At 36.5% G+C, this 11,029-nt stretch carries 11 protein-coding genes and 3 tRNA genes; 8 read left to right on the top strand and 6 right to left on the bottom strand.

From position 1 onward, the window contains the following. Positions 1-43: 43 nt before the first annotated feature. The 3 genes from M0Q24_RS10730 to M0Q24_RS10740 form a co-directional block, all read right to left on the bottom strand. Positions 44-120 (bottom strand) — tRNA-Arg (locus tag M0Q24_RS10730). A 44-nt stretch (positions 121-164) separates the two neighbouring features. Then, positions 165-241, bottom strand: a tRNA-His gene (locus tag M0Q24_RS10735). Between the two features lie 22 nt (positions 242-263). Further along, positions 264-341: transfer RNA gene (locus tag M0Q24_RS10740), tRNA-Pro, on the bottom strand. Positions 342-487: 146 nt separating this feature from the next. Here M0Q24_RS10740 and M0Q24_RS10745 point away from each other — a divergent pair. The 3 genes from M0Q24_RS10745 (at position 488) to M0Q24_RS10755 (ending at position 3,762) form a co-directional block, all read left to right on the top strand. Then, entirely contained in the window at positions 488-1,828 is a 1,341-nt protein-coding gene (locus M0Q24_RS10745) for a sodium-dependent transporter (protein WP_295050525.1), read from the top strand. Then, positions 1,828-2,106 carry a hypothetical protein gene (locus tag M0Q24_RS10750; protein ID WP_295050526.1) on the top strand — a complete coding sequence of 93 codons (279 nt, stop codon included), beginning with the start codon at positions 1,828-1,830 and terminating at the stop codon, positions 2,104-2,106. The genes M0Q24_RS10745 and M0Q24_RS10750 overlap by 1 nt, the downstream gene beginning before the upstream one ends. 132 nt (positions 2,107-2,238) lie before the next feature. Next, positions 2,239-3,762, top strand: a complete 1,524-nt coding sequence (locus M0Q24_RS10755; RefSeq protein ID WP_295050528.1) for a diguanylate cyclase — start codon at positions 2,239-2,241, stop codon at positions 3,760-3,762. Between the two features lie 175 nt (positions 3,763-3,937). Here M0Q24_RS10755 and M0Q24_RS10760 read toward each other — a convergent pair whose 3' ends face one another. The 3 genes from M0Q24_RS10760 to purN all read right to left on the bottom strand — a co-directional run bounded on the left by M0Q24_RS10760 (position 3,938) and on the right by purN (position 6,869). Further along, positions 3,938-4,717, bottom strand: a complete 780-nt coding sequence (locus M0Q24_RS10760; RefSeq protein WP_295050530.1) for a thiazole synthase — start codon at positions 4,715-4,717, stop codon at positions 3,938-3,940. 243 nt (positions 4,718-4,960) lie between these two features. Further along, positions 4,961-6,322 (bottom strand): NAD(P)H-hydrate dehydratase, encoded by a 1,362-nt coding sequence (locus M0Q24_RS10765; protein ID WP_295050532.1) that lies wholly within the window; start codon positions 6,320-6,322, stop codon positions 4,961-4,963. After that, positions 6,306-6,869, bottom strand: coding sequence for a phosphoribosylglycinamide formyltransferase (gene purN / locus M0Q24_RS10770; RefSeq protein ID WP_295050534.1), 564 nt, complete (start codon positions 6,867-6,869; stop codon positions 6,306-6,308). The genes M0Q24_RS10765 and purN overlap by 17 nt, the downstream gene beginning before the upstream one ends. A 45-nt stretch (positions 6,870-6,914) precedes the next feature. On the opposite strand from purN, the gene M0Q24_RS10775 reads away from it, so the two are divergent. The 5 genes from M0Q24_RS10775 to M0Q24_RS10795 form a co-directional block, all read left to right on the top strand. Then, complete coding sequence (locus tag M0Q24_RS10775) at positions 6,915-7,877, top strand: KpsF/GutQ family sugar-phosphate isomerase (RefSeq protein WP_295050536.1); 963 nt, start codon at positions 6,915-6,917, stop codon at positions 7,875-7,877. Between the two features lie 2 nt (positions 7,878-7,879). Then, positions 7,880-8,662, top strand: coding sequence for a pseudouridine synthase (locus M0Q24_RS10780; protein ID WP_295050537.1), 783 nt, complete (start codon positions 7,880-7,882; stop codon positions 8,660-8,662). Between the two features lies 1 nt (position 8,663). Beyond that, entirely contained in the window at positions 8,664-9,842 is a 1,179-nt protein-coding gene (locus tag M0Q24_RS10785) for a replication-associated recombination protein A (RefSeq protein WP_295050539.1), read from the top strand. A gap of 54 nt (positions 9,843-9,896) precedes the next feature. Next, positions 9,897-10,184 carry a hypothetical protein gene (locus tag M0Q24_RS10790; RefSeq protein ID WP_295050540.1) on the top strand — a complete coding sequence of 96 codons (288 nt, stop codon included), beginning with the start codon at positions 9,897-9,899 and terminating at the stop codon, positions 10,182-10,184. Position 10,185: 1 nt separating this feature from the next. After that, a partial coding sequence (locus M0Q24_RS10795) for a nitrate- and nitrite sensing domain-containing protein (RefSeq protein ID WP_295050542.1) occupies positions 10,186-11,029 on the top strand: 844 nt, incomplete at its 3' end.

Here is an 11,029-nt window from a genome sequence, read left to right on the forward strand (position 1 = left end):
TAGCGTAGATAAATGGACTTTGTTCATTTATCGTTCAAATAAATGGTACGCCCGATAGGATTCGAACCTATAACCCTCGGAGCCGAAATCCGAAACTCTATCCAGTTGAGCCACGGACGCAACTATTGTTTTATTATTTTACGAAGTTTTTATATTTATTATAGTGGGGTGAGATACGGGATTCGAACCCGCGACCCCCGGCACCACAAACCAGTGCTCTAACCAACTGAGCTAATCTCACCATAATTTCATAGACATAAAAGTGGTCGGGGTGAAAGGACTCGAACCTTCGGCCCCCTGGTCCCAAACCAGGTACTCTAACCATACTGAGCTACACCCCGACACTTGTACATTAACCGAGCTAGTAGCTGATTAATGAGGCGAAATTATAGTCAATTACTTTTAAAATGTCAATGCTTTAATATCATTTCTTTTGTATAATTTGTTTTTCTAGTATAATTGTCTGTTTTTAAGGGGTTTTTTACATATGAAGATAGCAAGATTTAGTAGAATAGGGTTTATACTAGCAGCTTCGGGAAGTGCTGTTGGGCTTGGAAATATTTGGAAGTTTCCATATATTGCAGGTGAGAGTGGTGGTGGAGCATTTGTTCTTATATACTTAGTAACAGTTTTACTCATTGGTTTTTCTATACTTATATCCGAGATGTTCATAGGTTATATTGGAAGAAAAGATGGAGTGAGTTGTTTTGAATCCCTTGCACCAAAACATAAAAACCTCTGGAAACTCACCGGTTTTCAAAGCGTAACTGGGCTTTTGATTATGACCTTTTACTCTGTAGTTATTGGTTGGATATTTAACTATATAGTAACTTCAGTCACTTCACTTCCAACATCTATACAAGAGGCTGAATCCACATTTACAACGATGCTTCACTCAAATATTTTAACTCAATTCTTTTATCATACTTTAACTTTTTTAATCATCACTTACATTTTAACAAAAGGCATCAAAGGTGGTATTCAAAGACTAAATCTGCTACTGATGCCAACGCTTATGATTATCATTGTAGGAATGTTTGCTTACGCCACTACTCTTGATGCTTTCTCCCAGTCTGTAGAATTTATGTTTGCTCCAAATTGGGACAAGATTAATTCTAGAGTGTTTATAACCGCTATTGGTCATGCTTTTTTTACACTCTCTCTTGGTATGGGAGCAATTCTTACCTACTCTGCATCTATGCCAAAAGATTCAAACCTTGTTCAAAATGCTCTTTGGATAACATTTTTAGACACTCTTATAGCAATTGTTGCAGGTTTGATGCTCTTTACATTTTTATATGAGTATGGATCTAGTCCTGCGAAAGGTCCTGGCTTAGTCTTCATATCTTTACCTACTGTTTTTTACGAGATGGGGATCATTGGCAACTTCTTTGCAGTTTTGTTTTTTATATCTCTTGCTTTTGCAGGTTTGACTTCTGCTGTGTCTTTAGTAGAGCCTATGATAGAATACTTTATCGATAGGTTTAAATGGAGCAGATTGAAGGCTTCTATCTCCATGGGTCTGTTTTTTTATCTCTTTGGTATAGTTGCTATTTTGTCAAATGCGGATGCATACAAAGAGTTACTTAGCTTTGGAAGTAGAAACTTTTTTGACTGGATGGATTATATTACCGCTTCTATATTGTTACCTCTTGCTGGACTTATCATGGCTCTTTTTATTGGATATAGAGTAGAAAAACAGAGAGTAGAATCTGTTTTAAAGCATCAGTTTGGAGCTGTAGCATTTAAAGTTTGGTACTTTTCACTTCGTTATATAACACCTGTTGCTATGATACTACTTTTACTTTCTTTGATGGAGATTATTTAATGCAAACCGATATTGAGCAAAAATGTAAACAGATTCTTATAGATGAGGGAATAGATGTGGCTTCTACAATTGACTTTGAAGTAAATGAAAAAGTTCACACTCTTAGCTTTGCTTACATTATAGAGACATTTATGAGTGCATCCCAGGAGTCAAAACTTGTCTTTTATGAAGCTTTAAAAAAATCCGTAGACGCTAAAGACATGGGTGTAGATAGATTTTTTGAGGGAATGGGACAGCTTTTACTGATGACTCATCTATCCAAAAAAATTGAACTTTAAGATAAAGTATCTTAACTATTTGTTATAATTCGCGTTATGCTTAAACTTACCAAATATATACTACTTGCTACCATTTTTTTAGTATCGGTATTCACTTCTTTTTACTTTATAGATGTTTTTAATGAAAAAAATATGGAACTTCAAAAACAAATTCTTGTAAAGCAAGCTCAGACACATTTTAAAGATCAAGTAAACACAAGAGTGTGGAATGCCAGCTATGGTGGAATTTATGCCATACCTAAAGAGGGTCAAAAACCAAACCCTTTTTTAAGAGACAATATCTTAAAAGTTGATGAAAACCTTACTCTTATAAAAATAAATCCAGCATGGATGTCTAGGCAATTATCTGAGATCTCCCACATAGATGGTTTTCACTTTCGTATAACAAGTCTTAAACCAATTAATCCAGACAATAAAGCCACCCCTTTTGAAGAGAGAGCACTAAATCATTTTGAAAATACAAATGAAAAAGAGTACTACGAAATAGATGAAGATTCTGAATTTAACTATATGGGAGCACTTTTTACAACTAACTACTGTCTTCCTTGTCATAAGCATCAAGGTTATTCACTCGGTGATGTTAGAGGTGGGATAAGCGTTAGTTTAGACTCTAAAGAGTACTTTGAAGTCACCTCATCTATAAAGACTAGAGTAATTTTATTGAAAATATTTGTAGTGGTTTTCTTATTTAGTATATTTTTACTAATCTTCAAACAACTAAGATATAGTCAAAAACTAGAAGATGAAGTAAAGCGAAGAACAAAAGAGATAGAATCTACCAAACAGCTCTTACAAGAGATTATCGACACTGACTCTAGTTTTATGGTCCTTGCAGATGGTAAAGATGTCATATATGCTAATAAAACTGTACTTGATTTTACTGGTTATTCCTCTATAGAAGAGTTTAAAAAGAACTACGAATATATGTCTGATTTGTTTGAGTATGTAGAAGGTAATAGCAACTTTATACAAACATATAATGATGGCATTCACTGGATAGAATATCTTGTAAAAGAACAAGATAGCAAAACACTAAAAGTTTGTATAGAAAAAAATGATAAGCATAGATATTTCAAACCTTATGCAAAAGAGATAAAAACAGAGGATAAGATGCTCTATCTCATAACATTTGATGAAATAACTAAAGAATATGTCAAAATAAAAGAACTAGAGCATATGGCTTCTACAGATGCTTTGACAGGTCTTTTTAATAGAAATAAACTAAATGATGTTTTAGAAAAAGAGATAGCACTTTCGCGCACAATTTCCTCACCACTATGTGTAATCTTTTTAGATATAGATCATTTTAAAGAAGTAAATGATACACATGGACATGGTGTAGGAGACAAGGTACTAATAGAGCTTGCAAACATCATAACTTCTTCTATCCGCACAGGAGATATAGCTGCTAGATGGGGCGGTGAAGAGTTTATGATAACACTACAAGCTACATCTTTAGCTAACGCTTCTATACTTGGCGAAAAGTTAAGAGTTAAGGTAGAAGAGCATCTATTTGGGACTGTTGGCAAAATTACTATATCTCTTGGTATTACAGAGTATATAAACGGTGAGAGTGAAGAGTCATTTATAAAAAGAGTTGATGAAGCACTTTATGAGGCCAAAGAAGCAGGTAGAAATAAAGTCATTGTTAAGTAAGCTATCTTACTAAAGGAGTTCGCTCCTTTAGTAAATCGAACCTTCTGATTAATTTATAAACTAGATTCCGTGTCAAGCACGGAATGACGGGACACGCGTCATCCTGAACAAACAAACCGTCATCCTGAACTTAATTCAGGATCTACCTTAATAATTGTTCAGAGCACCCAATTAACTAAAACTGTATCATTCCATCTATTGGGCTTGATGCTGTTGCATATGGTCTCTTTGGGATTCTTCCAGAGAGATAGCTCATTCTTCCAGCTAATATGGAGTGCTTCATAGCCTCAGCCATTAGCATAGGGTTTTGAGCACACGCAATTGCAGAGTTAGTTAAAACTCCATGAGCTCCAAGTTCCATCGCGTAAACTGCATCTGAAGCACAACCAATTCCTGCATCAACTATAACAGGAACATTAACCGCTTCACGGATAAATACAATGTTGTAAGGGTTTTGAATACCAAGTCCAGATCCAATAGGAGCAGCAAGAGGCATAATAGCGTGAGCACCTGCATCTTCAAGTCTTTTTGCCATTATTGGATCATCAGAAGTGTAAGCCATGATAGTAAAACCATCTTCGGCTAAAATTTTACAAGCTTTTATAGTCTCTAAAACATCAGGATATAGAGTCTTTTGTGTATCGCCTATAACTTCAAGCTTTATTAGATCTATACCTGTGGCCTCGCGAGTTAGTCTAAAAGTTGTAATAGCTTCCTCAGCTGTTACACACCCAGCAGAATTTGGTAGAAACTTTACATTTGTGCCAGCAAAGGTATCACGCAAGTTCTCTTTATCTGGATCTGTAATATTTAGGCGGCGAACTGCAACTGTGATAAGTTCACTCCCAGATGCAAGAGTCGCTAGTTTTGTAGTCTCAAAGTCTTTATACTTTCCACTTCCCACAATAAGGCGAGATCCTAGTTCATACTTTCCGATTTTTAAAATATTATCCATTATTATTTCCTTAGTTTTATTTCACTATTTTATAACTGTCTCCCATGTTCCGCGTGGGAGTCCATATATACAACTGCAACTCAGATATATATGAGTTCCGACGCAGAGCGTTGGAACTAGAGGGTTTAACTGGCTCCCATGCTCCGCGTGGGAGTCCATATATACAACTGCAACTCAGATATATATAAATTCCGACGCAGAGCGTTGGAACTAGAGAGTTTTAAATTTATAACATAGACTTTCTTACAGCTTACCAATGCCCTCTATTAAATCTTCCGCAGTCATAGAAAAATCAGCACCTTTGTAACTTTGCGCTAAAGCAGTGTGTGCCAAGGATGCACTCTTTGCAGCTTCTAGTGGAGCATAGCCTTGAGCTAGAAGTGCTCCGATGAGTCCACTTAAAACATCTCCACTTCCACCTTTTGCAAGTGCCGATGTTCCGTGTGGATTTATAAAAAACTCATCACCCTTGGCGATGATAACATTTGCGCCTTTTAAAACTAAAGTCACATGAGGGTACTCTTTACAAAAAAGCTCAACGAAGAAAAATCGCTCCTTTTGAAGCTCGGCTACACTCAGATCTGCTAAACCAACTTGCTTTAAAAGTGCGACAAATTCCTTAGCATGAGGAGTTAAAACAATTTTGTCTCTCTTTAAAATCTCTTTTATAATCTCCATGTGAAAAACATCTGCATCAGCTATTAGAGGAAGAAAATTATCTAAAAACTCACTAAGTTCTATGTCGCTAAACTCATTTCCCAAACCCATACCTAAAGCGAGTGCTGTTGCATTGTACGGCATAGCATGTGAGTACATTATGGTGTGTGGGATCTGTGTGTTTTCATAACCCATAAGTGTGACTAAACCTGCCCCAAACCTAAGAGCTGCTTTTGCACTTAAGATGCTCGCCCCACTCTTTTGCCCACAAGCTAAGACTAAATGCCCAAAACTACCTTTATGAGTGTTTTTCTTCTCTCTTTTTGGCAAGATCAGATCTTCAAAGTCAAGCAGATGCCAAGATGATTCTGTCTCATAAACTTCTCTTGCAACTCCTAGATCTAGGACTTTTATTTCGCCAATAAACTCTTTTTGAGAATCTAAGAACGATGACTTTTTCAAAGCTCCCATTGTGAGAGTCACATCAGCATAAAAACCAGATGAAGGAACATCACAAGCTATTTTAAAAGCTCTATTTTCGTTCATCTCTAAGATCAAACTCTTTAGATCCTCGTTAAACCCGCCACTATAACCAGTTCCGACTATTGCATCTACTAAAACATCGCAGATCTCAAGTGAGTCTATAACTTCAACACCAATAGCATCGCATCGTTTTTTTTGTAGTTTTGCCATCTCACTTTTTGGCTCTTTTGCATGGTAGATCTTAGTTTCATAATCACCATGAAGAATCCTTGCAAGTGCAATGCCATCTGCACCATTGTTTCCACTTCCACAAACTATAATGACTTTTGAGCCTCTTTTAAAACGCCCTCTTATAAATGAAGCCATTCCATTAGCAGCGTGCTCCATTAGTAGATCTTCACTTAAAGCAAACTCCTCATAACACCTCTCATCAAGAGAGGCTACCTCATCAAAAATTCTTTGCATTTAAAACCTTTGCTATAGCCTCTGGCACGATAGAGTATTCAAGCTCTTTTATCTTTGCACTAAAGCTCTCAAATGTCTCGTCTGTAGATCTTAAAAAACTTTTTTGCAAAATGATCTCTCCAGCGTCAAGCTCGCCATTTACATGATGAACACTTACTCCACACTCTAGATCTTCGCTTGAGAAACTCTGTTCTATTGCCTTTGCACCTTTGTATTTTGGTAAAAGTGAGGGATGAAGATTTATCGCTTTTACATTTGAAGTAAAGACAGGACTAAGTATCCTCATAAAACCACTTAGAACTACAAGATCTGGCTCGTAACTCTCTATGAGCTTTACAAGATCTCTATCAAAACTCTCTCTAGAATCATATCCAGCATGCTCTAAGACCTCTGTTTTTACGCCTAGATCTTGGAGTTTTTTATGCCCTTTTGCATCTCTTTTGTTTGAGATCCCACAAACTACTTCACACTCTTTTTTGTGCATTTTTCTTACAATATTTTGAGCATTAAACCCATCACCACTAAACAAAATTACTATTTTTTTCATGCGAAAATTATACACTTATGAAGCTAAAGAGGATATAATCGCACTATGAATTATAAAGAGATTGCACAAGAGACTTTAAACATAGAAGCACAAACACTGCTAGATGCCGCAATGAACATCACTGATGACTTCGTTAAGGCTATTGAGACTATACTTGCTTGCAAGGGGAAACTCATAGTAACAGGCGTTGGAAAGAGCGGACTCATAGGCGCAAAAATAGCTGCAACGCTAGCATCTACTGGAACTCCTAGTTTTTTCTTACACCCAACAGAAGCACTCCATGGAGATCTAGGGGTGATAAGCAAAGATGATGTTGTTTTAGCCATTAGTTATAGTGGAGAGAGTGAAGAGTTAAGCTCAATACTTCCCCATGTAAAGAGGTTTGATACTCCACTTATCGGTATGACAAGAGATAGATCTTCAACTTTAGCAAAGTATAGCGACGCGGTGATAGATATAGTTGTAAACAAAGAGGCTTGTCCGCTTGATAGCGCGCCTACAAGCTCTACAACTCTAACTCTAGCTCTAGGCGATGCTCTTGCAGTTTGCTTGATGCGTGCCAGAGGCTTTAAAAAGAGTGATTTTGCCTCTTTTCATCCCGGTGGAGCCTTAGGGAAAAAACTCTTCATAAAAGTAAAAGATCTTATGAAAAAAGATGATCTTCCTATCATCAAAAAAGATACAAAAGTAAAAGATGCCATAGTAAAGATCTCAGAGGGAAGACTAGGAACTGTTTTGATCGTAGATGATGATGACAAACTCATAGCACTTGTAAGTGATGGCGATATTCGTCGTGCTCTTTTAGAAGAGAACTTTTCACTTGAAGATGAGATCTTTAAGTATGCGACGATGAATCCAAAAACTCTTGACGATGAAGACATTTTAGCAAGCGAAGCTCTTGTGCTTATAGAAGAGATGAAGATACAACTCTTAGTAGTAACAGACAAAAATAAAAACATTAAAGGCGTACTACACATTCACACGCTTATAGAAAAAGGAATCTCGTAAATATGAGACTAAACAAATACATCGCACACCATTCAAGCTACTCTCGTCGTGAGGCAGACAAAGCAATAACAGATGGTTATGTAAGAATAAACGGTGAAATAGTTGACAACCCAGCTACTCAGGTAAATGAGGGCGAAGACATCGTCTATGTGAGTGGAAAGCAGATCACTGTAAGAGACAAATACACAGTCATAGTCTATAACAAGCCAAAGGGTGAGCTTGTAACAAAGAGTGATCCACGAGGGCGAAAGACTATCTACGATTCACTAGAAAAACAGTACAAGCACTATGTCCCAATCGGAAGACTAGACTTTGCGACTGAGGGGCTTTTACTTCTAACTGATGCTTCAAAAGTTGCAACTGCTCTTATGAACTCGCACCTTGAGAGAGTTTATAAAGTTAAGATAAAGGGTCCTATAACAAAAGAGATGGAAGATGCGATGATGAACGGATTAGAGTTAAGCGATGCAACAGCTGGCGGACACTCTCACTCTAAGATCACAAGCATGACTTTTTCACCTTTTATAGGCTATAAGATCCACAAAAGTGAGCAAAACTACTCCATACTAAAAATCGCTATAGCTGAAGGTCAAAACAGAGAGATCAGAAGATTTTTCGCTCACTTTGGCGCAGAAGTAGCAGATCTAAAAAGAGTAAGTTTTGCAGAGATTGAACTTAACAACCTTCCAACAGGAAAGGTTAGATTTCTCTCAAGAAGTGAGTACTCAGCGCTCTTTACCTTTATGAAAGAAGTAAAGAAAAAAGATAGAGAAAAAGCGAAATAGAGTGGACTTTACGCATCTTCTAAGACCTAGCTCATTTGATGAGTTAGTCGGTCAAGAGCATCTAAGTGGGCAAAATGCTCCACTTAGGATCTTGTGTGAAAAACTAGCATTAGGGCATAGTTTTTTTTACGGCCCTGCTGGATGTGGAAAGACCTCTATCGCTAGAATCATCTCCAAAAAAATGGAGCTACCTTTTTATGAATTTAATGCAACTTCACTAAAAGTAGAGCAGTTAAGAAAGATCTTTGATCAATACAAAAACACTCTGCAAAAACCACTTATATTTATAGATGAAGTTCACAGGCTTTCAAAAAACCAACAAGAAGTACTTTTACCAGTGATGGAGAACAACTCAGTTTTAATCATCGGAGCTTCAACAGAAAATCCTTTTTTCTCTCTAACTTCTGCCATAAGATCTAGATCTATGCTCTTTGAGTTAAAATATATTGAGAACTCTTCACTCTTAAAACTCCTAGAAAAAGCTCTAAAACACGCAGATCTGGAGTGCGATGAAGATGCAAAAGAGTATTTAGTTGCAAGTAGTGGAGGCGATGCTAGGTCAATGCTCAAGCTTTTAGAGTTTTCTTCAAGCATAAAAACTCACATAACACTAGATCTACTAAAGTCACTCAGACCAAATGCACTTAGTGTTGGAAGTAGCGAAGCTGGTGTTCACTACGATCTAGCTAGTGCTCTTATAAAGTCCATACGAGGATCTGACGCCGATGCTGCGATCTACTACTTAGCAAGACTTATAGATGGTGGAGAGAGTGCGGCTTTTATAGCTAGAAGACTTGTTATACTCGCTAGTGAAGATGTAGGAAACGCAAATCCTCAAGCACTAACACTCACAACTTCGGCACTTACAAGTGTTTCACAGATCGGTTACCCTGAAGCTAGAATCATCCTAGCTCAAGCTGTTATCTACCTCTGCGCATCTCCAAAATCAAATTCAGCATACTTAGCAATAAACTCCGCACTTCAAGCTGTAAATGATGGCGTGATGTTAGAGATTCCAAAAAATATAACTCAAAAAAATAGTGGTTATTTGTACCCTCATGACTTTGGTGGATATGTAAAACAAGACTATTTATCAAAGCCTCTAAGCTTTGTAAAACTAAAAGACATAGGCTATGAAAAGAAGATGAAAGAGTGGATCTTTAAGATCAAAAATTCATAATAGATTAATGCTTTTAATACTAAACTATGCACCTAAAATACAAGGAGCTTTAAGATGGAAATATCATCCTCAGCAAACACTATCGAGATTACTGGAAACATAAAAAGTATAAGTGATTTTTCTAAAATCAAAAGCTTAGTTGATGGCGTTGTTGCTAGCCATAAAAGTGTAACTATAAATATAGTTGATTCTCTCTCTATTACATCTTCTGTTATTGGTTACTTCAATAAACTCATCTTAAAAGATAAGATAAACATAGATATGCGTATAGGAAATAAACAGCTTATGGAACTCATAGACGACCTTAACCTAACATCAACCTTCAAGGCGAGAAAGGCTTAATATGAGCATAAAGTTTAAACTAAACCTAATCGCTACTATAGTCATATCTTTTGCTCTTATCATTATTGCGCTATCTTCTTTTAAAGCTTTGCAAGAAAAAGCTATCCTAGAACAAGCAAAAGAGTTAAATATTCTTTCTCAAAAACTTTCTTTACTTATCCATGAAACACAAAAAGAAAGAGGTGCAAGTGCCGGATTTATAGGCTCTAAAGGTACACAGTTTACAGATATACTCCCAAAGCAAAGAGTAATGACTTCACAAAGAAATCAAGAACTTAGTACATATGCGTCTACTCTTGATTTTGCTTCATTTCCAAAATCCCTTCAAGAAGAGATAGAGAGTTTTAATGAAGAGATGCGAAAAATAGAACAAATTCGTTCAAAAGTTGATACTCTTGAAATTAGCACTAAAGATGTAGTTTCTTACTATACAAATATGAATGCTAAGATTTTAAATATAGTAGCGCTTAGTGCAAAACTTGCTACTACGCAAGAACTTGTAAAGGCGCTAGACTCTTATACTAACTTTCTAAAATCAAAAGAGAGAGCTGGTATAGAGAGAGCAGTTTTAAGTGCTACTTTTGCAACAGATAAGTTTGGCGATGAGATGTTTGCTAAGTGGATGACTCTAGTTGCTGAACAAGATGCATATCTAGACTCTTTTTTAGCAATGGCAACTGACTCTTCAAAAGATTTTTATGAAACTAAGATGAAATCAAGTGTAGTTAATGAAGTAAATGAGATGCGCAAAATTGCAAAAGCTAAAGCATTTGAGGGCGGTTTTGGGATTGATAGTGTAAAGTGGTTTGAGACTATCACAAAGAAAATAAACCTTTTAAAAGAGG

The sequence above is a fragment of the Sulfurimonas sp. genome (assembly GCF_023228785.1).
GTDB lineage: Bacteria > Campylobacterota > Campylobacteria > Campylobacterales > Sulfurimonadaceae > Sulfurimonas.

Bases quoted from the DNA above. Each gene is read 5' to 3' on its own strand.
- M0Q24_RS10745 (WP_295050525.1), top strand. From the start codon at position 488: ATGAAGATAGCAAGATTTAGTAGAATAGGGTTTATACTAGCAGCTTCG.
- M0Q24_RS10755 (WP_295050528.1), top strand. From the start codon at position 2,239: ATGGAACTTCAAAAACAAATTCTTGTAAAGCAAGCTCAGACACATTTT.
- M0Q24_RS10790 (WP_295050540.1), top strand. From the start codon at position 9,897: ATGGAAATATCATCCTCAGCAAACACTATCGAGATTACTGGAAACATA.
- M0Q24_RS10750 (WP_295050526.1), top strand. From the start codon at position 1,828: ATGCAAACCGATATTGAGCAAAAATGTAAACAGATTCTTATAGATGAG.
- M0Q24_RS10765 (WP_295050532.1), bottom strand. From the start codon at position 6,322: ATGCAAAGAATTTTTGATGAGGTAGCCTCTCTTGATGAGAGGTGTTAT.
- M0Q24_RS10760 (WP_295050530.1), bottom strand. From the start codon at position 4,717: ATGGATAATATTTTAAAAATCGGAAAGTATGAACTAGGATCTCGCCTT.
- M0Q24_RS10780 (WP_295050537.1), top strand. From the start codon at position 7,880: ATGAGACTAAACAAATACATCGCACACCATTCAAGCTACTCTCGTCGT.
- purN (WP_295050534.1), bottom strand. From the start codon at position 6,869: ATGAAAAAAATAGTAATTTTGTTTAGTGGTGATGGGTTTAATGCTCAA.
- M0Q24_RS10775 (WP_295050536.1), top strand. From the start codon at position 6,915: ATGAATTATAAAGAGATTGCACAAGAGACTTTAAACATAGAAGCACAA.